Source organism: Marinobacter sp. M1C, from assembly GCF_023314135.1.
GTDB lineage: Bacteria > Pseudomonadota > Gammaproteobacteria > Pseudomonadales > Oleiphilaceae > Marinobacter.
The window spans coordinates 286,302-311,811 of the sequence record NZ_CP092289.1 but is presented as its reverse complement, the minus strand read 5'-3'; the positions used below and the strand labels follow the sequence as shown (position 1 = coordinate 311,811).

The following is a 25,510-nucleotide window of genomic DNA, read 5'->3' as shown; positions in this document are numbered from 1 at the left end:
TATGAGCGATAGAGACAGCAGCAGCGACGTCAACAACGTTAACAACAGCCAGGCGCAAAACCCTGCCAGCGCGCAGCCTCAGAGCCAGAGCCAGGATTTCGAACAGCAGTTCCAGCGCTGGCAGCAAGACCTGCTGGCCACACCAACACCCGCACCCGTGCTGACCGAGGTGGGTCGCGTTATCGAAGTGGGTGATGGCGTAGCCGTAGTGACCGGTCTGGCTCGCGCCCTGGCGGATGAGTTGCTGATATTTGCGTCCGGCGTACGCGGCATTGTGCTGGACCTTGAGCCCGGCCGGCTGGGCGTTATTCTGCTTGGACCATCGGAACACATCCGCCTTGGCGAAGACGTGCGGCGCACCCGCACGGTGATCAGCGTACCCGTTGGCCCCGCCCTGTTGGGCCGTGTTGTGAATGCCATCGGCCTTCCCCGCGACGGCCTTGGGGCTATCGCGGCAGTCGCCGAGCACCCGGTGGAGGCCGAAGCGCCCGGCGTGTTGAGCCGCTCGGCCATTTTCAAGCCGCTGGCGACCGGCATCAAAGCCATAGACGCCGCCGTGCCGGTGGGCCTGGGCCAGCGCGAACTGATCATCGGTGATCGCCAAACCGGCAAGACCTCCATCGCGGTGGACACCATGCTCAATCAGATACGGTCCGACGTGATGTGTATCTATTGCGCCATTGGCCAGCGCGGCGACGCCGTGTCACGGGTGATAGACGCGCTAAAAAAAGGCGACATGATGGCCCGCAGCATCGTGATGTCGGCAGGCGATGAGGAAACACCAGGTCTGGCTTACATCGCCCCCTATGCTGCCATGACCATGGCGGAGTATTTTTGCGATCAGGGCCGCGATGTATTGATCATATTTGATGATCTGACCCACCACGCACGCTCCTATCGCGAATTGTCGTTATTGCTGCGCCGGCCACCGGGGCGTGAGGCATTTCCAGGCGACATCTTCTACGTTCACGCCCGCCTGCTTGAACGGGCCGGCCAGTTTACCGAAGAGGTGGGCGGTGGCTCTATTACCGCTCTTCCGGTCGTCGAAACCCAGGCCGAGAATCTGTCTGCGTATATTCCCACTAACCTGATCTCCATCACCGATGGCCAGATTTACCTGTCGCCACAGCTGGTGCAGAAAAACCAATTCCCGGCGGTGCATCAGGGGCTGTCGGTGTCCCGCGTGGGTAGCAAGGCCCAGAGCCGGGCCCTGCGCAAGGTCGCCGGCAACCTGCGGGTGACTCTGTCGCAATTTGAAGAACTGGAAGACTTTGCCCGCTTTGGTACGCGGCTGGATGACGCGACCCGCGCCCGCCTGAAGCGCGGTGCGGCGGTACGCAACTCCCTGCGCCAGGCCGAGCGCGACCCGATGCCGGCGGTTGAGCAACTTGCGGTGCTGATTGCGGCCATGGAAGGCTTACTTGACGGCCTGGAAGAGCAGCCACTGGTAGACGCCATGCAGCGCATCCGCGCGCTGGCCAAGAAGCAGTTGCAGGAGATTGAACAACGCATAGCGGACGACAAAGAGTTACGGCCAGAGGACAGCGAGCGGGTGATCGCTATGGTTCGTTCGGCCCTGGAAACTGATTTTGAGACTGATTTGGGGACTGATTTGGAGGCAAGGAATGGCCCAATCTCTTGAAGCACTGGAGCGCCACAGCGACACGCTGACCAGCATCCGTGGCATTGTGCACACCATGAAAACCCTGTCGGCCATTAACGCCTCGCCCTACGAGCGCGCAGCGCGTTCCATAGAGGCCTACCACCAGACTATTTTGCAGGGCTTTGCGGCGTTTGCGTACCGTACCGGTGGGCTCAGCCTGAAACAGGACGCCAGCGCCGAACAGCTGATCGTGGTGTTTGGCACAGACCACGGCCTGTGCGGCAACTACAACGAAAGCTTGGCGCAGTTGGTGAAACAGCACCAAAACGCCCAAAGCGCCGGCAAGCCGCGCCTGCTGTGCATTGGTGCGCAAATGCAGGATGCCCTCACCGATCAGGACTTGAAACCGGAGGCTACGTTACTACCGCCCGCCTCCGCCGACGGCATTGGCCGCTTGGCCGGCGATATTGTCACCCGCATTGACGCTCTCAGCCGTGGCCAGTCCCTGTTAGGCGTCGGCGTGACCCTGGCGTTCACCCAGCGCGGTGATCACGGCACCCGCGAACCCGTCACCCGGCGCCTGCTGCCACTGGAGCCAGCACTGTTACAAAGCACCAAGCGCTGGAACTCCCGGGCGCTGCCAGATTACACCATGGCCGCCGACGCGCTGTTGTCGTCGCTGATTCGCAGCCACATCTTTGCCAGCGTATTTCGCGCCTCGGCCGAAGCCATGGTGACTGAAAACGCTGCGCGCCTGGCGCTGATGCAGCAGGCCGAGCAGTCGGTGGATGAGCGTATTGACGTTGTAACGGGAGATTTGCGCTCTGTGCGCCAGACCGAAATTACCAACGAACTGATGGATGTGATTATTGGGTTTGAAGCACTGAAAAAAAAGCCAAAAAAACGCAACCAACCACCCATTACTTCATGACGCAACCTTTGCATTAAGAAAACGCCGAATCACCGGCAGCTGCTTAAGCATCGCTTTATCAACAATGCGCGGCAGTATCCCGTTAATCACCACAAACAATTTTTCGGGCCAGCCGAGAAATCGGCGGCGATCACCGTTTTCCATAGCTTTCAGAATGGCTGTTGCCACCGCCTGGGGCGTGTCAACGCGGTTGCCAAGCGCACGATTCAACTCGTTCACCGCTTCCGCATTCATGTCGGTGGCGGTGGCCCTGGGCGCCACGTACACCACCTGCACAGCGGTATCCGCTAACTCCCGGCGCAGAGCCTCGGTAAACCCCCGCAGGCCAAACTTGGTGGCGCAATAGGCGGTATAGCCGGGGAAGCCTATGCTGCCAAAGGTCGACCCCACAAACACCAGCGCGCCGCTGCCCGCCTTCTCGAATCTGGGGGCAAAGTGCCTGGCCACCAGCATGGCCGAGCGCAGGTTCACGTTAAGTTGGGCATCGAGCTCTTCAACCGACATCCTCGCCAGTTCGGCAAAGCGATTCTGACCGGCGCAATGAATCACGCCGTCGATCTCCGGGTAGGCCTCCGTCAGGCGCGCCAGCTGTTGGTCCAGATCAACAGCTGCCAGGTCCAGATACACCGGCGACACGCCTTCTAAATGACCGATACGTTCCGGGTGGCGCGAGGCTACGATGACACGGCTGCCTGCCCGAACCAGCGGCTCTACCAATGCCTTGCCAATACCCCCGGTGCCTCCCAACAGGAGAAAAACCCGATCATGCAACTTCATGCTGCTGCTCCTTACGCGTGACCGGCAGCGGAATGCTGTGCAACATATCGCCGTAGAGCCGGTATACCACGCGGGCAGAATCAATAATGGCCTGCTGGTCGGTCGGGTCGGTAATGCCGTCCATCAGGTTGCGGAAAAACTCGAAGTGCTCCTGATCGAGAGCGCCATGGGAGTACAGATAACTGAACGCCTGATTCGGAAGCCCAAGGATTTTCTGAATCTGCTCGGCCAGCGGCGTGGCCAGCTCTATGGAGGTGCCTTCAAGCACTTGAACCATGCCAAAGAACGCCGCCGGATTGCCCCGGTTAATCTGGTCGTACAGGTACGCCACCATAAGCTCTATGGACACATCCGGCTTGCCCGTGCGAATCGCTTCCTTGTCGGCGTTGCAGGCGTCCAGATCATTCAGTATCCACTCGTCGTGGCCGTACTCCTCGTCAATGTATTCAACCAGCGCCTTGCGAACGAACTCCATCCGCGAGGGCAGTTTTGCGCCACAAGCCATCATTAACGGCACCGTGTGCTTAACGTGGTGAAAGGCTTGGGTCAGAAACCAGGTATAGGACTCCAGGCTGAAACAGCCTTCGCCAATCGCTTTCACAACCGGCGCGCCGCTAACATGGGCCCGTGCTTGTGCTGTTTCTTGCTGCAATCTGTCAAAAAATGCCATGTGGAATTCTCCTGATGGGTTGGCTAACGATGTCGACATAGATAAAGGAAAGGCTTTTGCCAACAGGGTCGGCAGATGGGCCTGAATGGTCAACCGCACCGGGCGGCCATTTGCGGTGATGTACCCTTCGGACTGGCTCAGCGGCTGGCGGCGGATATACACCGTAGCCAGGCGGGCATAATCCGGTAAGCGTTGATTGAGTTGACGCAATGCGCTGGCGAGGTCGCCTGGCGAGCGCCCGTCTGTCACCGTTATCAGTGCCATTGGCTGCGGCTCACCGTCGCCGAACACCACGGCCTGGCGAATGCCCAGGCTCTGAATAAGCTCACTTTCCAGCCACTCCGGGCTAATATTGCGGCCAAAGCTGGTGATCAGCAGATTCTTCGAACGGCCATTAACCGTCAGAAAACCATTCGGGCTGAGCGCGCCCAGGTCACCGGTATCCAGCCATTCGCCCTGCCCCGGCTCGTCGCCTAGATAGCCCAAATGGGTGTTACCGCGAACCAGAATGTGACCGTCAGAATCCACCTTGATATCGACATGAGACAGGGGTTTACCCACGCTACCCTCACACTCGGCAGCCGGCACGTTCAACGCCACCACAGAGCTGCACTCCGACAAGCCATAACCTTCGTACAATGGCAGGCCAGCAGCGCGGCCACGGGCCAGCAACTCGGCAGATACCCGGCCACCACCAACGGCCATAAAACGCAATGAGCGGCTGTTCAGCTGCCCCTGCTCGGCGGCACTGACCAGTGCCATCGCCAGCTCCGGCACCGAAATCAGCGATTGAGGTTGATGTTGATTGATTCCCGCAACCAGCTTGCCCAGGTTCAAGCCGCTGCTGCCGGTCATGCCCAACTGCGCCAACGGCTCCACCATGACCGTAGCTCCCATAAGCAACGGCAGGTAAACGCCGGCAATATTCTCCAGAAGGGTCGCAAGCGGCAAAATGCATAAATGCGTTTGTAATTCGACGCCCGCCAGCCGTTCTTTCAGGGCCAAAGTCGTTGCTGTCATCTGCGCCACCGACAGGCACACACCTTTAGGGGTACCGGTACTGCCGGAGGTGAAGGTGATTTTCGCTGTGCCTTTAGGTATCGGCGGTGCTGCAACAACCGGCAGCGGGCGCAGCCAGACACCCTGGCCCAGAGGCTCGCTGCCGTCTGCTTCTTCGCTGCACAGCAAGCTGTCCAGGCCCGCATGTTCAATAAGGTGGGCAACTTGGGATTCGGAGAAAAACACCGGCACCGGCACACAAACCACGCCGGCCAACAAACAGGCAAGGTCGGCCAGTACCCAGCCAATGGTGTTGTCGCCGCACACACCGGCACGCTTTATGCCCCGTACGCTCAGCTGTTCGGCCATCGCTTCTGCCGCCTGCATCATCTGCTGATAGCTGAACTCCGCTTCCGGCCCACGTAAGGCAATACGTGACGGGTGCGCCAGTGCCTGACGTTTGAGCAGTTCAGGCAAGGCGGCCATAAGCATCCTCCTGCTGTAAACTGTCAGAACCGTCTGAACCGATGTCGAATGACGCCGGCTGAATCCGCCGTAGCAGCCCCACCTGCTGCAAAGCGCCGAGGCTATCGGCCACTTTGATCGCCATCACCACGGGTTGATGGTCGTAATAGCGCCCCCAGCCAGCGCCACCATCGGGCAAACTCGCCGGGTTCGCATTAGCCAGCACCTGGGTGGCAATACCCATTCGGTGAAAACTGTTGCGCAGCTGATCGGTGCCGGTACACACCACCCAGTCATAACCCGCGCCCTGCAGCCACACTGTCAATGAGGCAAACAAGTGTCTGCTGACACCGGCTTCTACCCCAGCCAAGTGTGCAATCTCTGCAATTTTGCTGCGCGCAATTCCCGCCGACGGCATTACCGATTCGACCGGAACAGTCAGGTAGTCTTCAAGAAACAGGCGTTCCCGGGCAGCACTACGAACGCCCACCGCAGCCAAAAGCGTGCCCTGAGCCGAGGTCAGTGCCAGCAATAACGGTATCCGCAACGAAGGTTCGGCGCCATAGGCCTGCAAAAACCGCCGCCGAATAAATTGTGCAACCGTAGCCGCCAGAGCGGTATCGGGTGTAATCTCGCTCAACCAGCGCCCGGCACAACGAAGGGCCGGAACCAGCTCCGGCGAATCCGGTGGACAGTGTATGGACATTGTAAGCGGGTCGCTCATATGCATTCTCCAACAGCTCCTGGGCGGGGCGCCCGACATCATGAGCCATCAGATTAGACAGCAAGCCTTAACCCAGCCTTAAGCTCTGGCGCCAGAATTCTTAAACCGGCCTTAAGGTTTTGACGATTTTTCCCAACACGGGTCCCGCTTGATGCGCATATTACTGGTAGAAGACGACCACCTTTTGGGCAGCACCATGCTGGACATGCTGAGGGCAGACCAGCACACCGTAGACTGGCTGGACGATGGCCAGCAGGCGCTGAATGCACTGGTGGATGAGCATTTTGACCTCGCCATACTGGATTTGACCCTGCCCAGGGTAGACGGCCTCGATATCGTTCGACATACCCGAAAAAAGGGCAATCAACTGCCCATTATCATTCTGACCGCCAGGGCTGAACTTGAGGAAAAACTGCAGGGCCTGGATGCAGGCGCAGACGATTACCTGACCAAACCCTTTGCCATGGCCGAGCTCAAGGCCCGAATTCGGGCCGTTACCCGCCGCAGATCAGCCACAAACCGGGACCAACTGATTGTGGGCCAGCTAACACTGGACCCGGCTTCAGCACAGCTAACCACCGGCACAGACACCGCAACCCTGCCGCGCAGCGAGTTTCAGATTCTTCAGTACATGATGCGTCACCCTGATCAGGTTGCCACCCGCAGGCGCCTGGAAGAGCAGCTCTATGGCTGGGAACCGGGCGCAGAGAGTAATGCCCTGGAAGTGCACATTCACCATCTGCGTCGTCGGGTAGGCAAAGCCACCATCAGAACGATCCGCGGCGTCGGGTATTTACTGGATAGCCAGGCAGCCTCCGGAGTGCCAGAATGTCTCTGACTCGCACCCTCACGCTGCTTGTTACCTCCACCGTGCTTTTAATCGCCCTGATCGCCGCTGCCTGGAGTTACGTTGAAAGCAATCATGAGCTGGAAGAGCTGTTCGACGCCGAATTGGCGCAGAGTACGCGCATTGTGCAAGGGCTGGTTCGCCACTTGGCAGACACCCAGTCAATGGAGCAGTTACCGCAAACCCTGCGCGAAACGCTGACACTGTCTATTGCTGAAGACATTGACCCGGAAGCAGGCGGTGACGAAATTCTGCCCGGTGGTGCAGGGCACAAATACGAGAAGAAACTGGCCTTTGAAGTCTGGACGCCCGACCGCATACCCCTGTTGAGTACGCTCAACGCCGATGACGCTGAAGGCTTGGCTCCGGGCTATTCATGGGCCGAATCCGAGGGCTATCGTTGGCGGGTGTTCACACTTAAAGACGCGACCACGGGCTTTTGGATCCGCACCGCCCAGCGCGAGGAAATTCGCGAGGAACTGAGCCAGGAACTGGCCCTGGGTAACGTTCTGCCCTTACTCCTCGCCTTGCCGTTACTGCTGCTGGCTGCAAGCGCTGCCATTCGAATCGGGCTTCGCCCCCTACTAAGGCTGGAGCGCCCCATACGCAATATGGCACCGGAACGCATCCATCCCCTTGATGACCGGCAGGCACCAAAAGAAGTTGCAGGGCTGGTGCAGGCCGTGAACAGTATGCTCAAGCGGCTGAACCAGGCTCTGGAACGGGAACGGCGTTTTTCAGCCGATGCCGCCCATGAATTGCGAACACCGCTGGCCGCCTTGCGACTGAACCTTGAAAAAGCCTGTGATAGCAATCCACAGCAGTTCAACACCCTGATCCAGTCCGTTGACCGCATGACACATCTGGTAGAGCAAATGCTGTTGCTGAATCGGGTCGACTCGGGCGCCGATTTTTCGCCGCAATACCATAATCTGTCTGAGATACTCGAGCAGAGTATTGCCGATGTGGCACCGCTGGCACTGAAAAAGAACATTGAGCCGGTATTACAGGACGATGCCGGCGAAGCCCTGGTGTGTTGCCACAACGCCCTAATCAACACCCTGATGCGATCCCTGCTGGCCAACGCGATCCAATACAGCCCACAACACACGGTGGTGGAAACCCGCTTGGTGCCCTCCGCAGACGGCTATCACGTTACTGTTTGCGATCAGGGCCCCGGCATTGCGACTGCGGACCGGGAACGGGCGCTTAGCCGTTTCGTGAGGCTTGACCAAAGGATGGGTGGCGGCGCGGGGCTGGGATTGGCTATTGCGCGGCGAATTGCGGAACTCCACGGCGGCCAACTGACCCTGAACACGCGACCCGACGGCCAGACCGGGCTCTGTGTCAGCCTTTGGCTGCCGGCGCGCACGGCGCTTTGCAATAGTACAAAATAGCAGCAGTGCAGAACGGCAATGGAGAGCGGCAATGGAGAGCTGCAACGGTGAACGTTAATGGAAACCGGGTTTTAAGATTTCAACGCATTCAAGAGCGTTTCATCGTCCACCGGCTGCCCCCAGCGATTGCCGTGCATCAACTCGGCCAGGGGCAGGCGCGAACGCCAGCCTTTGGCCTGAAGCTCGGGCTGGTCCAGAAACTCGCTGACGTAGCCAAGGCACAAATAGGCCAGCGGATACACGTTATCCGGCAGGTTCAGAATGCATGCCAGTGTGGTTTGATCGACAATGCTCACCCAGCCTACGCCTATGCCTTCCGCCCGCGCCGCCAGCCATAAGTTCTGTACCGCCAGGCAAGTGCTGAACAAGTCCATCTCCACAATGGAACTGCGCCCCAGCACATGGGTGCCACCACGGCTGCGATCGCAGGTAATGCAGAGATTTAAGGGGCTTTCGACAATGCCCTGCAGTTTCAGGCTGCGGTAGGTTTCCTGCTGATCGCCGCTGTAGTTGTTCGCGGCTTTGGCGTTTTCTTCGTGGTAGCTGGCCAGCACCTGCTCGCGCACGTCCAGACTGTCGATCAGGATAAAATCCCAGGGCTGCATAAACCCCACCGACGGTGCATGGTGCGCGGCTTTCAACAGCCGGGCCAATACGGGCCGGGGGATGGGGTCTGGCAAAAACTGGGAGCGCACGTCACGGCGCTCGAAAATAGCGCGATACAGCCCGGCGCGTTCTTCGTCCGTGAAAGGCCGGTTGGGATCACTCATGGCTGCCCCGTCGGGCCAGGCGTGGTCGCCGCTGCCTTCAGCCCCAGCAAGTCGCGCAGCCAGTGGGTATCAAGATGTTGCTCCACCTGATCCGCCAGCCGGTCAAGCTGAGCCAGGCGATGTTGCTGATAGTCTACCGCAGCGTCTGAGTGATCCAGCCCGGCCCATTGCAGCACGGCATCACAACCCCCAGGCTCATCAAAAATTCCGTGTACATAGGTGCCCGCTATCTGACCGTCAGCACTGATAGCTCCTTCGTTTTTGCCGTTCATCCGGCCTAATGGGCGCGCCAGAGCCGCGCCTTCGCTCACACCGTTGTGCATTTCATAGCCGCTAAAACTGGCATCGGGTTGGCCGGAATTCTGCGCTGGCAGGGATATCGTGCCGCAGACGTTTTTGAGCTGCTTGCCGGCCACCATGGTGGTCGTCATATTCAACAGACCCAGGCATTCGGTTGTACCGCTGCTGCCTTCCAGCCCTTCCGGATCGTCCACGCGCTCACCCAGCATTTGAAAGCCACCGCAAATGCCAAACACCTTACCGCCATAGCGCAGGTGTTTTTGGATAGCCTGCGTCCAGCCCTGAGCGTGAAGAAAGGCCATATCGGTGCGGGTGCTTTTGCTGCCGGGCAGAATAATCAGGTCGGCCGCTGGAATGGGTTGGTCCGGGCCAATAAACTGCAGGTTTACGCCGGGATGCAGGCGTAGCGGGTCAAAATCGTTGTGGTTACTGATGCGCGGCAGCACCGGCACAATCACATTCAGGGCGCCGGCTTCGCTTGAGCCGCTGGTGCCAATGCTGTCTTCGGAATCTACAATCAGGCCTTGAAGATACGGCAGTACGCCAATGACCGGTTTTCCAGTGCGCTCAGTCAGCCAGTCCAAGCCTGGCTCCAGCAGAGCGATATCGCCGCGAAAGCGATTGATGATAAAACCTTTTGTGCGGTTTTGTTCGCTGGCGGAAATCAACTCCAGAGTGCCTACCAGCTGGGCAAACACACCGCCACGGTCAATATCGCCCACCAACAGCACCGGGCAATCTGCCGCTTCGGCAAAGCCCATATTGGCGATGTCATTGGCGCGCAGGTTGATTTCAGCGGGGCTGCCGGCGCCTTCGGCGATGATCACATCATAGCGTTGGCTAAGCGCACGCCAGGCGTCCATCACCGCCACCATGGCCTCGGCTTTGTAAGCGTGATAATCCAGCGCGTCCATATTGCCGTGCACCTGGCCGCGCAGAATTACTTGGGCGCCGCAGTCGCTTTGTGGCTTTAGCAATACCGGATTCATATCGCTGTGGGGTTCAAGGCCACACGCCAGCGCTTGCAGTGCCGTCGATCGGCCAATTTCGCCGCCGTCTATGGTCACCGCGCTGTTCAGGGCCATATTCTGCGGCTTGAACGGCGCCACCGACACACCCTGGCGCGCCAGCCAGCGGCACAAAGCCGCCACCACGGTGGTCTTGCCGGCGTCAGAAGTCGTGCCCTGAATCATCAGTGTAGGCATGGTCTAAAGCTCAACGCCTTTTTGGGCTTTGATGCCCTGATCTTTGAACGCGTGCTTCACCACGCCCATTTCAGTCACGGTGTCGGCCAGGTCAATCAATTCTTGGGGCGCGTTGCGGCCGGTGACCACTACGTGCTGCATCTCGGGCCGGCCTTGCAGGTCGTCCAGTACCCGGTCCAGATCGATGTATTCGTACTTCAGCGCAATGTTCAGTTCGTCCAGCAGAATCATGTCGTAGCTGTCGTCTTTCAGCATGGCCGCGACAATCTCCCACGCAGCCGTAGCAGAGGCCACATCCTGTTCCCGGTTTTGGGTTTCCCAGGTGTAGCCCTGTCCCATCACGTGGTAATCGACACCCGGCAGATTGCGGAAAAAGGCTTCTTCGCCGGTGCTGAAGGCACCTTTGATAAACTGCACCACACCCACTTTCATGCCGTGGCCCAGGGCGCGGGCAACCATGCCAAAGCCGGAGCTGCTTTTGCCTTTACCCGGGCCGGTCAGCACCAGCAAGACGCCTTGCTCTTTCTGGGCGAGGGCAATGCGTTCGTGCATCATTTTCTGCTTGGCCGCCATACGGCGGGCGTGGCGTTCGGGGTCTTTAGCGCGATCTTTCATAGTAGTGTCTCACATCAGAATTAATTTATGGCGCCGGTACGAAGACCGTCAAACCGTCAGCCTGCAGGGTTATCAGCCGCTGATCGTAAAGTCGCTCCAGCGCATCCGGTACCAGCATGTTTTTCACAGGCCCCCAGCAGGCATCGCCGTTGGTATAGAGCAAAAGTGCGTGAGTGCACCAGCGTGCCGCCAGATTCAGATCGTGCAGGCACATGAACACGGCTTTGCCAGCACCCGCCTGATCACGCAGCAGATTCATCACCTTCACCTGGTGGTGCAAATCCAGGTGGTTTGTGGGTTCGTCCAACAGCAGAACATCGGGGTTCTGGGTCATCAGGGTGGCAATAGCCACGCGCTGGCGCTCGCCACCCGACAGGGTATTGAGCAGGCGATCTGACAGATGGTCCACGTCCAGTGTGGTTAAAGCCTGCTCCGCACGACGCAGATCTTCACCCTGCTCACTGTCCCAGGGCGATAACCAGGGGTGCCGGCCAATCAAAGCGGTTTCCAGCACGGTCGCCGGAAAGCTGTCCTGGCGCTCCTGAAACACCATGCCCAGTTGCCGGGCAATGTCGCGACGTTTCAGTGCGGTAAGCGACCTGCTGTTCAGCTGCACCTGGCCACTGCGGGCGGGCAGTAATCCGGCCAATGTGTGCAATAACGTGGTTTTACCAGCGCCGTTGGGGCCCAGCACGCCCCATATCTGACCGGGCTCTATGCTCATGCTCAAAGGGAAGCCGTCAGGCCGACCAGGTACGTTGATAATCAGATCACGGGTGCTCAGCGTGCTCATCAGCGGCTCCGGTGCAGCAGGTACAGGAACGTAGGCACGCCCAGCAAAGCAGTAATCACCCCAACGGGCAGCTGTTCGGGCGCAATCATAGTGCGGGCAAGAGTATCTGCCAATACCAGCAAGGTACCGCCAGCCAGTGCGCTGGCAGGAAGGATAATGCGCTGATCGTTGCCCAGAATCAGTCGCAGCATGTGGGGCACAATCAAACCCACAAATCCGATGCTGCCTGCGGTGGTGACCGCCGTTGCTGTCAGCAGGCTGGCCAGAACGTAAATTGTCCATTCCAAAGGTCGCACCGACACACCCAGCGCCGCGGCTTGCATGGGCCCCCGCGCCAGCACATTCAGGTTACGGGCCAGGGGCATAATCACCACCACCGACACCGCCAGCACTGCAACTGCCGGCCAGGGCGAGCGGGCGTAGGACACATCGCCCATCAGCCAATACAGCATGCCGGGCAGTTTGTAGGAAGGGGTAATGGCCAGCATCAAGGTAATCACCGCACCCCAGCCGGCCGCTACTACAACGCCAGTCAGCAACAGGCGGGACGGTGTCCAGCTGCCGGTGCCGTGGGCAAGGCCAAACACCAGCACGGTTGCCAGCATGGCGCCGGCAAAGGCCGAGCCCGATATTATCAACGTGCCCATTCCCATCAGCATGGCCAGTAATGCGCCAACGGCTGCGCCGCCTGAAAGCCCAAGCACGTAAGGATCTGCCAACGGGTTGCGCAGCAACACTTGCATCAGGGCGCCTGCCACTGCCAACAACCCGCCGGTGCCAAACGCCGCAAGCGTGCGCGGCAACCGCAAATCCAGCAACAGGGTTCGGTGCAGCGTACTGCCTTCGCCCTTAATAACCTGCCACACATCCGCAGGCGAAACCGTCACGCTTCCCAGCGCCAGCGCAAAAGCCATGGATGCCAGAGCCAACAGGCCTAAGCTGACCAAAGCGCGGGTCATCGGTTCAGAACCCGGGCGTTAGGGCCTTGTCTATAATCGTTCACGGGCGTTTTCCAGTTTTTCACAGACTGTTTGTATGGCATCAAGCAACCTCGGCGTAGGCCGGGAAATAGGCGAAGCCGGCACGAAAAGCAGATTGTTTTTTTCCACCGCGGTCAGCCCCGCATATTTCTTCCATTCATCCAACTGGTCGTCGCTGACGCCATCAACGCTGCCGGTAAGAATGGCATCGGGGTCTGCCTGCAACACAACTTCCGCACTGATTCTGGGAATCAGCCGCTGCATATCGCCAAACACATTCACACCGCCACACAACTTCAGCACTTTGCCAATCAGGTGCTTGTTGTTCACGGTCATTAAAGGTTTCTCCCACACCTGGTAAAACACCGGTATGGGTTTAACGCCGGCATACTGCTGCGTTAAAGCGGCAACCCCAACGCGGAAGCGCTCAGCTTCGGCATAACCTTCCAGCTCGGTACCGGCTAGGGTGGAAAGCCGTTCAATAACGTTAGAAACCCCCGCAAAGGTGCGGGGTTCTATAGCAAAAGTGGGCACGCCCAACTCATCAAGCAGCTCGACCTGTGCTGGCGGGTTACCTGTTACCCAGGTAACCACCAGATCAGGATCAAAGGCCAATAAAGCTTCCATGTCGACACGGGTGTGGCTGCCAATCAGAGGGCGTTCAAGGGCCGCCGGGGGATAGTCGCTGTAATTGACTACGGCCATTACTTTGTCACCGGCGCCGGCCGCGAACATCAGCTCTGTGGCGCCAGGCGACAAAGTGATGACGCGCTGGGCGGGGGCTGATAAACAAAGCTCTTTTCCGGTGTCATCCACAGCGCAACGTTGCATCTCACCGGCTGATGTCGGATACGCCAAGATTGCTACTAGAAACCCAAAAGCAAACCTGAAATTCAACCAGTGAGAAACCACGTTTTTACTCCAGTCTTTATGACTTACTGAATATCATAGCGAACGGACAGCATGGCTGTGCGGCCTGCAGAGATGTACTTCACACCGTCAAAACGCTCTGCTGTTGAGTACTCTTTATCAAGCGCGTTAACCAAAGTCAGGCGGGTGCTCCAGTTTGAAGCAAAGCTCCAACCTGCGCGGATATCCAGTGTCCCAAAGCCCGCCAAACGTTCAGTGTTAGCTCCGTCGTCATAGCGATCTCCTTCGACAATCACCGATCCACCAAACTCAAAGTTATTGATGGTTTTATCCAGATCAAATCGAGCCGTTTGCTTCGCGCGGCGTGCCAACTGGTTTTTGGTGTTACGGTCTTCAGGGTCCATGAAGGTTAGTGCAACCGCTGCCCGCCAGCCGTCGTGTTCGTAGCCGCCACCTAACTCCGCTCCGCGAATTCGTGCCTCGTCGACGTTAACACGAGTATCAACGGTGCCAATCTGCCCAGAGCTAATCAGGTTATCAATATCCATTTGATAAACAGCCAGGTCCCAAAACCATACCTGGTAGTTTCCGCTAACGCCCAGTTCATAGCTGTCTGATTTCTCGGGTTCCAGGTCAGGATTGCCCTGGTAGTTAAACGATAATGGCCAGTAGAGGTCATTGAACGTAGGCGCTCTGAACGCCGTACCGTAACTCGCGCGGACACGGTGTGATTGGTCAAAACTGTAACCCAATGCCAAGCCACCCGTTTCGTTGGTGCCGTAGGCTTCGTTGTCATCGCCGCGAAGACTGAGTTGAGCATCAACCGGGCCAAAGTTCAGGCGCAACTGGCTGAATACCGCCGTATTGGTTCTACTGGTTTCTGAATAATTCTGGGAACCGCTGACCTCATCCTGCTGCAGCTCTGCACCCACAACCAGCTCATGGACATTGAACGAGAGGGTATTTTCCCATCTAGCCTGGCGCAATCGCGTGTTATAAATGCTGTCGCCAAAGTCTGTGAACGACTCAGTTTCATCCCGTGATTCGGCAAACTGAATACCCATTCGCCAACTGTCAGTCAGTGGCGTCATCAACCCAAAACCGACAGTGCGGATCAGGTAATCAATATTGCCACCTTCGTACTCGGTGTTGCCCTCAGACTGCAACAACATGATGCTGGCTTCACCGCCGTTATCGAGCGTGTGCACAACCCGGCCAAGGCCGGCGGTATTGCGAAACCCCTTATCTTCACCGTTCTCGATAATGGCCGTGCCGTCACTCTCTTTATGCAAGCCGCTCAAGCTGAAACGCGTGTTGCCAATCGAACCAGAAGCACCTGCACTGGTTTTTTGGGTATCAAAGTTACCTGCACCAGCCTCAACCCAGCCCCGCTGACCCTGTTCCGGGTCCAACGAGAAAGCCTGAACCACACCGCCCATAGCGTCTGCGCCGTAAAGCGAGCTACGCGGGCCACGTACAACTTCCACGCGTTGAATAAGATCTGTCGGAACGTACTGCCAGGAGGCACCGCCGCCCGTTGCAGAGTGCAGCTTTACGCCGTCAATCAGAAGAACGGTACCGGCATTCTGTACACCGCGGGTAAAAACGCTGGTTGATTTGCCAAAGGAGCCGTTACCAACCACGTTGATCCCCGGCTGGCCGCGTAAAAGGTCAGAAAAATCAGCAGGCGCTTTCGAGCGAATCTCTTCTTCGCTGATAACAGTCACCGACGCCAAGCTCTCACCCACAGTTTTAGGGCCCAGCGTAGCAGTAACCACAATCGGATCCAGAGTCGCGCCGGTAGATTCTTGGGCAACCGCAATAGAAAGAGGACTTAATGCAAAAGGCACCAACAGACTGCTGGCAACAAACCGGAAAGCTTTCATGAAACGCACTCGTAGACACACCACGCGCACCCGCATGGTTAGTTTTTTGGTGCTGCAAAGAGGCGCAAAAGCAGGCCGCAAGTGAAGCGGGCGCCTTACAAAAGGTGGGGAAATGCCGTGAAACAGGGTCGGTGTTTACCCACCGCAACTGCCCTCCGCAGCGTTCGGTGTGTTGACAGGCCGGTCTCCGGACTTGTGAGCTGTATTGCTGAACGGCACAAGCCTTCCCATGCGTTTGCACAGTGGCACCTTTCTTAGCCGTTCACTCACTTACCGTTGCGGGGGCAGTGCCGGACTTTAACCGGCTTCCCGTTTCACTGTTGTGGCGATGATGATAACGCCAAAACAACACCTGAAAACGACGGCAAGGCTAACAACGCGTTAATCTCTGGTCAATGATTAATCACGGGAGGCGCTCGCCAACGCCTTTTCCAGACGGCGCCATTGACTCTCGTCTGACGCCAAGCCGAAGCGCACCATACCGGGCTGTTCGAATACTCTTACCAGCACGCCTTGCGCGGCGAGGCAGTCCGCCAGTGCGGTTGGGGCATCGGTGCGAACAGTATGGAACAAAGCGCTTCCGCCCATCGGGTTCAGTCCGGCTGAATGCACTATTTCTCTTAGCCTTTGAGCGCTACTCTGCAAGCGGACACAGGTATTTTGCTGCCAGTTTAAATCCAACAGCGCCTTTGCCATCACATAGCGCGCAGGACCATTCACCGCCCATGGCCCCAGCTTTTCCGTCAGCCTGTCCACAAGATTCTTATCGGCAAGCACGAAGCCGGCGCGTATCCCGGCCAAACCAAAGAACTTCCCCAGCGAGCGCAGAACAACCAAGCCCGGCCGGCCGCTCTGGCAGGCCAGGCTAAAAGCGGGCGTGGGGTCCATAAACGCTTCGTCCACCACCAGCCAGCCACCGCGTTTTTGCAAACGCTTATGCCAGCGCAACAGCGTAGAGGGAGAAATGACGGCACCCGTGGGGTTGTTAGGGTTGATCCACACCAGCACGTCAAGCTGATCCAGCCAGCGATCGTCACAACCCGAGGCGCCGCCCTTGACCTGTTCACGTCCTATTGGAACCATTTTGTGACCAGCAGAACGCCAGTGGTGCCCATGTTCTTGATAGCCGGGTACCGGAACACCTACACGGCAGGGTTTGCGTAATTTGGGCAGTGCCATAATGGCCGCTTGGCTGCCGGCAACCGGCACACAACCAGCAGCCAAGGGTGCGCCTGACCAATGACGAATAATCTCTTCCAGGCCGTCGTCGTCTTCTGGCAGGCGCTGCCACACATCTGCCGGCAACTCCGGCACCGGCCACCCCAACGGGTTGATGCCGGTCGATAAATCCAGCCACTGTTCGCGCGGAATGCCCCAGCGCTTTACCGCGTTATTCAGCCGCCCGCCGTGCTGTAGCATCACGACCCCGCCACCGCGACAACAAGGCCGGTTATGGCGAATATAACAGCCAACCAAAGCCAGGTGCCGTGGCGTACCAGTGCAATAGCCGCCTGGATACTGTTGGCACTGGCCGGGCTGGTGCCGCCAAGATACGGGCGCTGTTTTACACCTTGCGCATAGGGCGACGGGCCACCGAGTTGCACATTTAAAGCACCCGCGCCGGCCGCCATCACCGGGCCAGCATTGGGGCTGTCCCATTGGGGCGCCTGCCGGCGCCAGCAGTACCAGGCCAGCTTGCGATTGCCTAACAGCGTGTAGGTTAATGCCGTAAGCCGCGCAGGCACCCAGCCCATTACGTCGTCCAGCCGGGCAGCGGCACGGCCAAAGTATAGAAACTGCGGGTTGCGATAACCCCACATGGCGTCCAACGTATTCACAGCACGATGCACAATAACGCCAGGTATACCGCCCACCAAAAACCAGAACAGGCTGGCAAACACAGCATCGGCGCCATTTTCCAGCATGGATTCGGTGGCCGCGGCCGCCACGCCTTGCTCATCCAGCGCGCTGGCCTGGCGGCTGACAATGCGGCTGACCTGTCCCCTTGCCGCATCCAGTTCGCCTCTTTGCAGCGGCTGGGCCACGGCCAGACCATGCTCTGCCAAGCCCCGGAGGGAAAGCGCGAAGTACAATGCAGCAGCCTGGGCCAGCAGCAACCAAAAGCCCGTGAGCACAGCAGACAACCAGATCGCCAAAAACAGCAGAGGCAGCACAAGCGCACACAGGGCTAAAGCACCCAGAATAAGGCTACGCCAGGCATTTCGTGGCGCGCTGTTAAGCAGACGTTCCAAAACGCTGGCCAGATTACCAAAGCCTGCCAGTGGGTGCAGTCGGCGGGGTTCACCCAACAATTGATCAAGGATGAGGCCAAGCAGGCAAACCAAAAAAGGCGCAAGAAAGGGAGTGAAAACAGGAGCCATTACGATTTTAAGGTCATCGGCAAACCGGCGACGCTCATCATCACCGTGTCGCAGTGTTCGGCCAAGGCCTGATTCAACCAGCCCAGTTCGTCGCCAAAGCGTCGGGTGAGTGGGTCCATGCCAATAATGCCCAGCCCCACTTCGTTGCTGACAATAATCAGCTTACCCGGGTACTGGACCAGCTGTGTTAAAAACTCTTCCCGCTCCCACGCAAAAACGGTCTCGCCGGCGTGCAGCAGATTACTCACCCACAGGCTCATGCAATCCACCAGAATGCACGGCGCTTTTTGGCCTGCGCGGGCATGGAGGGCAAGCACTGAGGCCAGGGCCAAGGGCTCTTCACTTAAGCCCCAGTTAGCAGGCCTTTGGCGCTGATGGCGGTCAATACGCCTGCGCATTTCATCGTCGCCGGCGGTTGCGGTGGCGAGGTACACCACCTCGCCGTCGGTGTTGCGGGCAAGGCGTTCCGCCAATGCGGTTTTACCGGAGCGAATGCCACCAATAACAAGGGTGTGCATGTTGGTTTCAGTCCTCAGGGTGGAAAAGTAAGTGGTAGCCGGCAAGCTGGCGGGCCTTGAACTCTACCGGATCTGGACTACTCAGAGTATCATCCAGCGCCTATCGCCCTAACTATCGCCTCGGCATCGGCTTTTACATTGTTTGCCATCGCCGTGGCGCTACGCGCTTGCAGTTTACAGGTAATTATCATGTTATTTCCCGTCAGTTGGACCAACCCCCCCGCGCTTCCTTCCGCCCATTTTCTGGAGCTTGCCATACAGCGCCAGAACACGCTGACCAAGCCTGTGGGATCATTGGGCCGGCTTGAGGCCATTGCGACACAGCTGGCCAGCATGCAAAGCTCCGAGCTGCCAGTAGCTGACAAGATTCATATCAGCATTTTTGCCGGCGACCATGGTGTTTGCGCGGAGGCTATTTCTGCCTATCCGCAAGCCGTCACCGCTCAGATGATTGCCAATTTTGCCAACGGCGGCGCCGCCATCAGTGTGCTGGCAAAACTGTTAGGTGCGACGCTGGAAGTGATCAACCTGGGTACCGTTACCGACACGCCGGATCTGCCGGGTGTGATTAACGCCCGCATTGCGCCCAGCACCCGTAACTTTGTAGAGATAGACGCAATGACCAGCCAGCAGGTCACCAAGGCCATACACTTTGGTGATGAAGCTGCAGAGCGCGCTTACCGCGCTGGTTGCCATCTGTTTATTGGCGGCGAAATGGGTATTGGCAACACCACGTCTGCGGCCGCCATCGCCTGCGCACTGTTGAATAAAAACCCAATGCGCCTGGCTGGCCCGGGTACGGGCCTCGACAGCGCCGGGGTGCGGCACAAAGCCGAAGTGATTATTCGGGCACTGCAACGCCACAACGATGACCAAACCCCCATGGCGGTACTCAAGGCCGTTGGTGGCTTCGAAATTGCCGCTCTGGCCGGCGCCATTTCAGGCTGTGCTGCCCGAGGCATACCGGTACTGATAGACGGTTTTATTGTGTCGGTAGCCGCGCTGATCGCGGTGAGTGAACAGCCCGATATTCGCGCCTGGCTGTTGTTTTCTCATCGCTCTGCCGAGCCCGGCCACCAGGCTATTCTGGACGCATTAAAGGCCACACCGCTATTGGACATGGGCATGCGGCTGGGCGAGGGCAGCGGAGCAGCGTTGGCGGTTCCGTTGATACGCGCAGCCTGCGCTCTGCACAATAATATGGCCAGTTTTGACACCGCGGGCGTAGATAACGGTCAGAATGATGCACCTGAATCTGGAGCGAACAGCCGCAATGACTGACACCACCACGATTTTTGATGTAATCCGCCATGGCGAACCGGAAGGCGGGCCCATGTATCGGGGCAGTAAAGACGACCCTCTTAGCACTGCCGGGTGGCAGCAAATGCGCAATGCCATTACCAGCGCAGATCACTGGGACGTTATTGTGAGCTCACCCATGCTGCGCTGCGTTCATTTTGCGCGGGAACTGGCGGAACGCTATCAAATCCCCCTGCATCTTGATGACGACCTGCGGGAAATCAGCTTCGGCGATTGGGAAGGCCGCACTGCTGAAGAAGTCATGGCCACCGATGGCGAACGCCTGAGCCAGTTCTGGGCCAATCCGGTCACCAACACCCCTCCCTCAGGCGAACCGGTCAGCGACTTTCAGACCCGGGTAATTGCGCGTTGGTATCACTGGCAGGAACAGCTTGCGGGCAAGCGGGTGTTGATCGTTTGCCACGGCGGGATTGTGCGGATGATAGCAGCTGATGTGCTGCACATACCGCTGGAACATGCATTTTCCGGCATAAGCACACCTTACGCATGCCGCAGCCGCATCCAGGTCAACACCTCCAGCCACGGCCGATTTCAAAGCCTGATCGGGCACGGTTTAATCAGCGACTGACCATTAGGGGAAGATTCGGGCCCACCAGAATCAAACTGTTAGGGACAAAGTTCCCTATGTAGTTGCCGGCAAAGACCTTGCTCAACCCATTCAAATTCGGGCTGGATGCGTTGCTTCGTTGCGCTCATTTGGCCCCTCTTCCCGTTTTAAGCCGCTTCGCTGCGGTTACGCATCGTGATTCCAGAAAAAACTTGCACCCTCCTCCGGGTTGCTGGCAGCACGGCGCATCCATCCAAACATTTCACGCCCCAAACCGGTATGGGATGCACTCAGATCCACCGTGACCTGCGCCCGCTGATCCAGTTCCTCATCCGTGAGCGCGATGGCTAGTTTACCGGCTTCTGCATCGACACAGATGATATCCCCGTTACGGATTTTCGACAGCGGACCACCATTGGCGGCTTCCGGGTATACATGAATCGCAGCCGGCACCTTACCGGAGGCACCGGACATACGGCCATCCGTTACCAAAGCAACATGAAACCCGCGATCCTGCAACACGCCCAGATAGGGAGTTAACTTGTGCAACTCCGGCATGCCATTGGCTCTCGGCCCCTGGAATCGCACCACAACCACGCAATCCTTATCCAGCTCACCCGCGTCAAAGGCTGCCTTCAGGTCATTCTGGTGATCAAAAATAACCGCTGGAGCTTCCACCCTGTGGTGCTCTTTTTTCACCGCCGACACCTTGATCACGCCTCTGCCAAGATTGCCATCCAGCACTTTCATGCCGCCGTCGGGAGCGAAAGGTTCTGCAGCGCTGCTCAGTACGGTCGGGGCCTGGGTTTCCGCAGCAGCCGGCGACCATATCAGTTTGTCATCCTTTATAGATGGCATGCGGGTGTATTGCTCAAGCCCCCGACCGACTACCGTTTCAACATCTTCGTGGAGATATCCCTCAGACAACAACTCACGAATCAAAAATGGCGTACCGCCAGCATCATGAAAGGCGTTGATGTCTTCCTCACCATTGGGATAAATACGCGTCATCGATGGCACCACTGACGACAGCTCCGCGTAATCATTCCAGTCAATAATGATACCGGCCGCCCTTGCAATAGCGATCCAGTGAATCGTGTGATTAGTGGAACCACCGGTGACCAGCAGAGCTACAAGCGCGTTTACGATGCTCTTTTCGTCCACCATGTCCGCCAGCCCCAGCGTGCCCCCGTTTGGCTTCGACAGCTTCACGACCTGCTCGGTGGCGGCCCGCGTCAGCTCGTCCCGCAAAGGTGTGTTGGGATTGATAAACGCAGCGCCCGGCAGATGCAGCCCCATAACCTCAACCAGCAACTGGTTACTGTTCGCGGTACCGTAAAACGTGCAGGTTCCCGGGCTGTGGTAGGACTTGCTCTCTGCTTCAAGCAGCTCATCCTTGCCCACCTTGCCCTCGGCATACAACTGGCGAATGCGCTGTTTTTCCTTGTTTGGCAAGCCTGACGGCATGGGCCCCGCCGGCATCAGTATGGTCGGCAGGTAACCAAAGCTTAGCGAACCAATCAATAGCCCCGGCACGATCTTGTCACAGATGCCCAATAAAACAGTGGCATCAAACATGTTGTGGCTCAAGGCGACCGCAGTGCTCATGGCAATCACATCCCGGGAAAACAGGCTGAGTTCCATACCAGGCTGGCCCTGAGTCACCCCGTCGCACATCGCCGGCGTTCCCCCGGCAAACTGGGCAACGGAGCCCATACCGTTGGCCGCCTTACGAATCAGATCCGGAAAGCATTGGTAAGGCTGATGGGCTGACAACATATCGTTGTAGGCCGAAACAATAGCCACATTGGCCTTGTTCATTAACTTGAGAGTGTTCTTGTCACCACTGCCACAGGCAGCGAAGCCATGAGCGAGGTTGCCGCAAGACAACACACTGCGCTGAGGCGATGACTCCTTCAGGATGTTCATTCGGTTGAGATAGTCGTCTCGCGTGCTGCGGCTGCGTTCAATGATGCGCCGTGTAACCTTATTAACTGTGGCGTGCATAGATTTTCTCCAACCATTATTTGTTTCGTGAAAGCAGGGGGATCCAACAATCTGCTGCCAGCAGCGTGTGATAGCGCTGCTGGCAGAAAAATCAGGCAATATCGTTCAGACTTCCCGACACAAGGTCGGTAATAGCGCGCCAATCTCCGGCCTCGATCCGGTCTTTCGGCGTTAACCAGGTACCGCCGACCGCCACTACGTTATCCAAAGCCAGATAATCCTTCGCAGTTTCACGGCGAATGCCGCCGGTCGGACAAAAGGTCACATCCGCAAACGGTCCTGAAAATGCCTGCAATGCCTTTATGCCACCGACAATCTCCGCCGGAAAGAGCTTAAATTCCCGATACCCCATGGCGTAGCCCATCATCATTTCAGAGATGGTTGAAATGCCTGGCAGCAAGGGAGCCTGAGCATTCAGCCCATAAGCAAGAAGCTGCTCCGTTACCCCCGGGGTAATTACAAACTGTGCCCCTGCTGCTTCCGCTTCTCGGTACTGGCCAACCTGTGTAACGGTGCCAGCGCCTACCCAGACATCCGGCAACGCCTTGCGCAATTGCCGTATCGCGCCGAGACCATGTTCCGTGCGCAGTGTGACTTCAAGAATGCGTATACCACCCGCCACCAAAGCTCTGCCAAGCGGTACCGCATGGTCGGGGTGCTGGATGGTGATAACAGGCACCAACGGGCAGGCTGCAAGCATGGCTTGAATTTGATGACGATGATGCATGGATAGCTGCGACATTCTATTCTCTCAGTTTATCAGGCGACCTCGGGAAGTCGCTGATTACGCTATTTTGTAGTAATTATAGGTAAACACTGACAGCTGCAACGCGAAATACCAACTAAAAATTCTTTTTTGACATTTTTACTACCGAATATCGAATTGAAACCCAGCCCTCAGGGGCCATTGCCCGCACAATTCGGTTAGCAACTCTCACCTCGATAAAATTCTGTTCCTGCAGAGTCAGCTTTACGATTTTTTAAAAACCACGCTTTTGATCAGCGTTTCCTTGGGCGTTAGTCGTAAGTTGGCAGTTTTTTTTGACACGCCCTGGGTAAGTAGCTAGCCTTTGCTTATTGAATGTTACCGGTAACAAATCGCCGAGCTTCGATGCAGTCAATAATCACTTAGCCATTAACAACAACAAGTATTTGGAGATAACGCTATGACCGCTATTTGGCGCAGCACGCTTACCCTGCTCGGTGCGACCACCCTGACCTTTGGGATGGCCCATGCCCAGAGTCCAGAACTCTCAGATCCCCCTGAAATTAATGGCGAGCTAGTGGGCGACCACGGTTCGCATACCCTACGCATGGGTATTGGCCTTTCTGAAAGTTCGCCGCAGTTCATTTCCAGCCAATACTTTGGTGAAATTCTGAAGCAGCGCACTGACGGCCGCATTACCGTTAACGTGTTTCCTAACAGCCAGTTAGGCGACGACGTACAGATGATGGAAATGCTGCAAACGGGCACGCTGGATATGACCTATCCGTCTAGCTCAGCAACCACGGGCTACGTTGAGGAGCTTGCTGCCTTCGACTTGCCGTTTCTACTGCCTAGTCGTGAAGCCGCTGTGGCTGTCATGCGCAGCGACGTGGCCCAGGGCATGCTGGACGCATTCGAAGGCACCGGTTTAAAAGCCCTGACCTTCTCTGAAAACGGTTACCGTCAGCTTTCTAACAGCGCTCGCCCGGTGGCTAGCCCTGAGGATGTTGCAGGGCTGGATGTACGCGGATTAAGCGTCCGCACAATGGAAAACCCCGTACATCTGGCTATATGGGAAGCCTTGGGCGCTAACCCAACGCCGATGGCTTTTGGTGAGCTGTTTTCCGCTATGGAGCAGGGCGTCGTTGATGGCCAGGAAAACCCATGGAGCACCATTCTGTCCTCTAACTTCAACGAAGTTCAGGATTATGGCACTGAAACACGCCACGTCTATACACCGTTCATCATGATGCTTTCCGAGCGCACCTGGGACCGTATGGCGCCCGAGTATCAAGAACTGGTGCTGGAAGCAGCACGTCAGTCCGCTAAATACCAGATTCAGCTGTCTGCTGAGTACGATGATTGGTCGCGCGACCAGCTAATAGAGCGTGGCATGGAAATTACCAGCCTGAATGATGAGCAGCTAGCCGCCTTCCAAGACGCCGTTCAGCCGGTTTATGAAGAATGGGCTCCGCGCATTGGCGAAGACCTGATCGCCGACATTCAAAAGATTGCTGAGAAGAGCAGCAACTAAATCTTATGTTTAGCGCGCCATCGGGCAGGCCATTGCGCCTGCCCAACGTGTCAGTGCCCCTGGAGTTCCTATGTCATCCTCCTCTACGCCCCCTACTGACCCCTCGCCGGTCGAAGATCCATCGGTGTATCTGGACGACCCCAACCGCAAGCTATTGGAAATCGATACTGATACCCACCAGGGCCCGGCGCCGTTTCGCTGGCTCACCTTAGGTATGGAGTATCTAATCGGCGCTATTCTAGTCGCGTTGATTGTGTCCGTTTCCTGCAACGTGGTCGGTCGTGCGCTGTTTAATAACTCGCTGCCGTGGGCAGATGAGCTAGCGCGTATGCTGTTTATATGGCTGGTATTTATCGGCGCCGCCGCGGCGTTTTCCCGCTATGAGCACATTGCCGTCGACGCCCTGGTGCGGCGCCTGCCGCTGCGCGTGGCGCATATGCTTTATCTCCTGCAGCACCTGATTATCACCGGCCTGATGGTGGTGATGATTTGGGGTGGCTACCAAGTGCTGACGCGTTCAAGTGGACGTTCGGCGATTATGGACGTGCCGCTGAGTTTTATCAGCCTTTCGCTGGTGCTGTGCGTCATCTTTATTGCGGCGGTATCGATTTGGCGGATGTGGGTCAGCCTGAACGTTATTCGCCACACAGAGCGGGAACGTTAAT

General features: G+C 57.5%; 23 protein-coding genes and 1 riboswitch. Of the genes, 8 read left to right on the top strand and 15 right to left on the bottom strand.

Translation table 11 applies throughout. The features are described 5' to 3' along the window. The first annotated feature begins 1 nt into the window (after position 1). Positions 2–1,642, top strand: a complete 1,641-nt coding sequence (locus tag MIH19_RS01415; RefSeq protein ID WP_249007216.1) for a F0F1 ATP synthase subunit alpha — start codon at positions 2–4, stop codon at positions 1,640–1,642. Further along, entirely contained in the window at positions 1,626–2,534 is a 909-nt protein-coding gene (locus MIH19_RS01410; RefSeq protein ID WP_249007215.1) for a FoF1 ATP synthase subunit gamma, read from the top strand. The genes MIH19_RS01415 and MIH19_RS01410 overlap by 17 nt, the downstream gene beginning before the upstream one ends. Here the strand turns inward: MIH19_RS01410 and MIH19_RS01405 are convergent. Genes MIH19_RS01405 through MIH19_RS01395 form a run of 3 tightly spaced genes read right to left on the bottom strand, consistent with a single transcriptional unit; the run spans position 2,529 to position 6,169 of the window. Beyond that, positions 2,529–3,311: an SDR family oxidoreductase gene (locus tag MIH19_RS01405; protein WP_249007214.1), complete on the bottom strand. Its 783-nt coding sequence runs from the start codon at positions 3,309–3,311 to the stop codon at positions 2,529–2,531. The two genes, MIH19_RS01410 and MIH19_RS01405, sit on opposite strands and share 6 nt — an antisense overlap. Beyond that, positions 3,298–5,466 (bottom strand): AMP-binding protein, encoded by a 2,169-nt coding sequence (locus tag MIH19_RS01400; protein WP_249007213.1) that lies wholly within the window; start codon positions 5,464–5,466, stop codon positions 3,298–3,300. Before MIH19_RS01400 ends, MIH19_RS01405 begins: the two co-directional genes overlap by 14 nt. Then, entirely contained in the window at positions 5,450–6,169 is a 720-nt protein-coding gene (locus tag MIH19_RS01395) for a thermostable hemolysin (RefSeq protein WP_249007212.1), read from the bottom strand. The genes MIH19_RS01400 and MIH19_RS01395 overlap by 17 nt, the downstream gene beginning before the upstream one ends. A 151-nt stretch (positions 6,170–6,320) precedes the next feature. Here MIH19_RS01395 and MIH19_RS01390 point away from each other — a divergent pair, with 151 nt between their 5' ends. Beyond that, positions 6,321–7,007 (top strand): response regulator transcription factor, encoded by a 687-nt coding sequence (locus MIH19_RS01390; protein WP_249007211.1) that lies wholly within the window; start codon positions 6,321–6,323, stop codon positions 7,005–7,007. Continuing rightward, complete coding sequence (locus MIH19_RS01385) at positions 6,998–8,413, top strand: ATP-binding protein (protein ID WP_249007210.1); 1,416 nt, start codon at positions 6,998–7,000, stop codon at positions 8,411–8,413. Before MIH19_RS01390 ends, MIH19_RS01385 begins: the two co-directional genes overlap by 10 nt. Positions 8,414–8,484: 71 nt before the next feature. On the opposite strand, the gene bluB is transcribed toward MIH19_RS01385, so the two are convergent. The 10 genes from bluB to cobU form a co-directional block, all read right to left on the bottom strand. Beyond that, positions 8,485–9,183 (bottom strand): 5,6-dimethylbenzimidazole synthase, encoded by a 699-nt coding sequence (gene bluB / locus MIH19_RS01380; RefSeq protein WP_249007209.1) that lies wholly within the window; start codon positions 9,181–9,183, stop codon positions 8,485–8,487. After that, a complete protein-coding gene (locus MIH19_RS01375) occupies positions 9,180–10,688 on the bottom strand; it encodes a cobyric acid synthase (protein ID WP_249007208.1) in 1,509 nt (502 codons plus the stop codon). Before MIH19_RS01375 ends, bluB begins: the two co-directional genes overlap by 4 nt. A 3-nt stretch (positions 10,689–10,691) precedes the next feature. Next, positions 10,692–11,303, bottom strand: coding sequence for a cob(I)yrinic acid a,c-diamide adenosyltransferase (gene cobO, locus MIH19_RS01370; RefSeq protein WP_249007207.1), 612 nt, complete (start codon positions 11,301–11,303; stop codon positions 10,692–10,694). A gap of 25 nt (positions 11,304–11,328) precedes the next feature. Then, the gene (locus MIH19_RS01365) at positions 11,329–12,096 is read right to left on the bottom strand and encodes an ABC transporter ATP-binding protein (protein ID WP_249007206.1); all 768 of its coding nucleotides are present in this window, start codon (positions 12,094–12,096) and stop codon (positions 11,329–11,331) included. After that, entirely contained in the window at positions 12,096–13,055 is a 960-nt protein-coding gene (locus tag MIH19_RS01360) for an iron ABC transporter permease (protein WP_249007205.1), read from the bottom strand. The genes MIH19_RS01365 and MIH19_RS01360 overlap by 1 nt, the downstream gene beginning before the upstream one ends. A gap of 30 nt (positions 13,056–13,085) precedes the next feature. Beyond that, positions 13,086–13,907: a cobalamin-binding protein gene (locus tag MIH19_RS01355; protein ID WP_249007204.1), complete on the bottom strand. Its 822-nt coding sequence runs from the start codon at positions 13,905–13,907 to the stop codon at positions 13,086–13,088. Between the two features lie 104 nt (positions 13,908–14,011). Then, positions 14,012–15,832 carry a TonB-dependent receptor gene (locus tag MIH19_RS01350; RefSeq protein WP_249007203.1) on the bottom strand — a complete coding sequence of 607 codons (1,821 nt, stop codon included), beginning with the start codon at positions 15,830–15,832 and terminating at the stop codon, positions 14,012–14,014. A 160-nt stretch (positions 15,833–15,992) separates the two neighbouring features. Further along, positions 15,993–16,203: riboswitch (cobalamin riboswitch) on the bottom strand. A 28-nt stretch (positions 16,204–16,231) separates the two neighbouring features. Next, positions 16,232–17,251: a threonine-phosphate decarboxylase CobD gene (gene cobD, locus MIH19_RS01345; RefSeq protein WP_249007202.1), complete on the bottom strand. Its 1,020-nt coding sequence runs from the start codon at positions 17,249–17,251 to the stop codon at positions 16,232–16,234. Further along, entirely contained in the window at positions 17,251–18,213 is a 963-nt protein-coding gene (gene cbiB, locus MIH19_RS01340; RefSeq protein WP_249007201.1) for an adenosylcobinamide-phosphate synthase CbiB, read from the bottom strand. Before cbiB ends, cobD begins: the two co-directional genes overlap by 1 nt. Continuing rightward, positions 18,213–18,731: a bifunctional adenosylcobinamide kinase/adenosylcobinamide-phosphate guanylyltransferase gene (gene cobU / locus MIH19_RS01335; RefSeq protein WP_249007200.1), complete on the bottom strand. Its 519-nt coding sequence runs from the start codon at positions 18,729–18,731 to the stop codon at positions 18,213–18,215. The genes cbiB and cobU overlap by 1 nt, the downstream gene beginning before the upstream one ends. 189 nt (positions 18,732–18,920) lie before the next feature. Here cobU and cobT point away from each other — a divergent pair, with 189 nt between their 5' ends. Both cobT and MIH19_RS01325 read left to right on the top strand, forming a co-directional pair. Further along, positions 18,921–20,012: a nicotinate-nucleotide--dimethylbenzimidazole phosphoribosyltransferase gene (gene cobT / locus MIH19_RS01330; protein WP_249007199.1), complete on the top strand. Its 1,092-nt coding sequence runs from the start codon at positions 18,921–18,923 to the stop codon at positions 20,010–20,012. Then, positions 20,005–20,619 carry a histidine phosphatase family protein gene (locus MIH19_RS01325; RefSeq protein ID WP_249007198.1) on the top strand — a complete coding sequence of 205 codons (615 nt, stop codon included), beginning with the start codon at positions 20,005–20,007 and terminating at the stop codon, positions 20,617–20,619. The genes cobT and MIH19_RS01325 overlap by 8 nt, the downstream gene beginning before the upstream one ends. Before the next feature lie 165 nt (positions 20,620–20,784). Here the strand turns inward: MIH19_RS01325 and edd are convergent, their stop codons facing one another. Both edd and MIH19_RS01315 read right to left on the bottom strand, forming a co-directional pair. After that, complete coding sequence (edd, locus tag MIH19_RS01320; protein ID WP_249007197.1) at positions 20,785–22,605, bottom strand: phosphogluconate dehydratase; 1,821 nt, start codon at positions 22,603–22,605, stop codon at positions 20,785–20,787. A 91-nt stretch (positions 22,606–22,696) separates the two neighbouring features. After that, on the bottom strand, positions 22,697–23,347 hold the full coding sequence (locus MIH19_RS01315; RefSeq protein ID WP_249007196.1) for a bifunctional 4-hydroxy-2-oxoglutarate aldolase/2-dehydro-3-deoxy-phosphogluconate aldolase: 651 nt from the start codon (positions 23,345–23,347) through the stop codon (positions 22,697–22,699). A gap of 424 nt (positions 23,348–23,771) precedes the next feature. Here MIH19_RS01315 and MIH19_RS01310 point away from each other — a divergent pair, with 424 nt between their 5' ends. Together MIH19_RS01310 and MIH19_RS01305 are read left to right on the top strand one after the other, a co-directional pair. Further along, positions 23,772–24,845 carry a TRAP transporter substrate-binding protein gene (locus MIH19_RS01310; RefSeq protein ID WP_249007195.1) on the top strand — a complete coding sequence of 358 codons (1,074 nt, stop codon included), beginning with the start codon at positions 23,772–23,774 and terminating at the stop codon, positions 24,843–24,845. 70 nt (positions 24,846–24,915) lie between these two features. Continuing rightward, positions 24,916–25,509, top strand: coding sequence for a TRAP transporter small permease (locus MIH19_RS01305; protein WP_249007194.1), 594 nt, complete (start codon positions 24,916–24,918; stop codon positions 25,507–25,509). The last annotated feature ends 1 nt before the right edge of the window (position 25,510 follow it).

What these genes read in the sequence shown, in the direction of transcription:
- MIH19_RS01375 (WP_249007208.1), bottom strand. Translation starts at nt 10,688, where the DNA reads ATGCCTACACTGATGATTCAGGGCACGACTTCTGACGCCGGCAAGACC.
- cobO (WP_249007207.1), bottom strand. Translation starts at nt 11,303, where the DNA reads ATGAAAGATCGCGCTAAAGACCCCGAACGCCACGCCCGCCGTATGGCG.
- cobT (WP_249007199.1), top strand. Translation starts at nt 18,921, where the DNA reads ATGTTATTTCCCGTCAGTTGGACCAACCCCCCCGCGCTTCCTTCCGCC.
- MIH19_RS01415 (WP_249007216.1), top strand. Translation starts at nt 2, where the DNA reads ATGAGCGATAGAGACAGCAGCAGCGACGTCAACAACGTTAACAACAGC.
- MIH19_RS01410 (WP_249007215.1), top strand. Translation starts at nt 1,626, where the DNA reads ATGGCCCAATCTCTTGAAGCACTGGAGCGCCACAGCGACACGCTGACC.
- MIH19_RS01390 (WP_249007211.1), top strand. Translation starts at nt 6,321, where the DNA reads ATGCGCATATTACTGGTAGAAGACGACCACCTTTTGGGCAGCACCATG.
- MIH19_RS01315 (WP_249007196.1), bottom strand. Translation starts at nt 23,347, where the DNA reads ATGTCGCAGCTATCCATGCATCATCGTCATCAAATTCAAGCCATGCTT.
- edd (WP_249007197.1), bottom strand. Translation starts at nt 22,605, where the DNA reads ATGCACGCCACAGTTAATAAGGTTACACGGCGCATCATTGAACGCAGC.
- MIH19_RS01310 (WP_249007195.1), top strand. Translation starts at nt 23,772, where the DNA reads ATGACCGCTATTTGGCGCAGCACGCTTACCCTGCTCGGTGCGACCACC.
- MIH19_RS01405 (WP_249007214.1), bottom strand. Translation starts at nt 3,311, where the DNA reads ATGAAGTTGCATGATCGGGTTTTTCTCCTGTTGGGAGGCACCGGGGGT.
- MIH19_RS01395 (WP_249007212.1), bottom strand. Translation starts at nt 6,169, where the DNA reads ATGAGCGACCCGCTTACAATGTCCATACACTGTCCACCGGATTCGCCG.
- MIH19_RS01355 (WP_249007204.1), bottom strand. Translation starts at nt 13,907, where the DNA reads ATGCAACGTTGCGCTGTGGATGACACCGGAAAAGAGCTTTGTTTATCA.
- MIH19_RS01400 (WP_249007213.1), bottom strand. Translation starts at nt 5,466, where the DNA reads ATGGCCGCCTTGCCTGAACTGCTCAAACGTCAGGCACTGGCGCACCCG.
- MIH19_RS01350 (WP_249007203.1), bottom strand. Translation starts at nt 15,832, where the DNA reads ATGAAAGCTTTCCGGTTTGTTGCCAGCAGTCTGTTGGTGCCTTTTGCA.
- MIH19_RS01325 (WP_249007198.1), top strand. Translation starts at nt 20,005, where the DNA reads ATGACTGACACCACCACGATTTTTGATGTAATCCGCCATGGCGAACCG.
- cobU (WP_249007200.1), bottom strand. Translation starts at nt 18,731, where the DNA reads ATGCACACCCTTGTTATTGGTGGCATTCGCTCCGGTAAAACCGCATTG.
- bluB (WP_249007209.1), bottom strand. Translation starts at nt 9,183, where the DNA reads ATGAGTGATCCCAACCGGCCTTTCACGGACGAAGAACGCGCCGGGCTG.
- cbiB (WP_249007201.1), bottom strand. Translation starts at nt 18,213, where the DNA reads ATGGCTCCTGTTTTCACTCCCTTTCTTGCGCCTTTTTTGGTTTGCCTG.
- MIH19_RS01360 (WP_249007205.1), bottom strand. Translation starts at nt 13,055, where the DNA reads ATGACCCGCGCTTTGGTCAGCTTAGGCCTGTTGGCTCTGGCATCCATG.
- MIH19_RS01385 (WP_249007210.1), top strand. Translation starts at nt 6,998, where the DNA reads ATGTCTCTGACTCGCACCCTCACGCTGCTTGTTACCTCCACCGTGCTT.
- MIH19_RS01305 (WP_249007194.1), top strand. Translation starts at nt 24,916, where the DNA reads ATGTCATCCTCCTCTACGCCCCCTACTGACCCCTCGCCGGTCGAAGAT.
- MIH19_RS01365 (WP_249007206.1), bottom strand. Translation starts at nt 12,096, where the DNA reads ATGAGCACGCTGAGCACCCGTGATCTGATTATCAACGTACCTGGTCGG.
- cobD (WP_249007202.1), bottom strand. Translation starts at nt 17,251, where the DNA reads ATGCTACAGCACGGCGGGCGGCTGAATAACGCGGTAAAGCGCTGGGGC.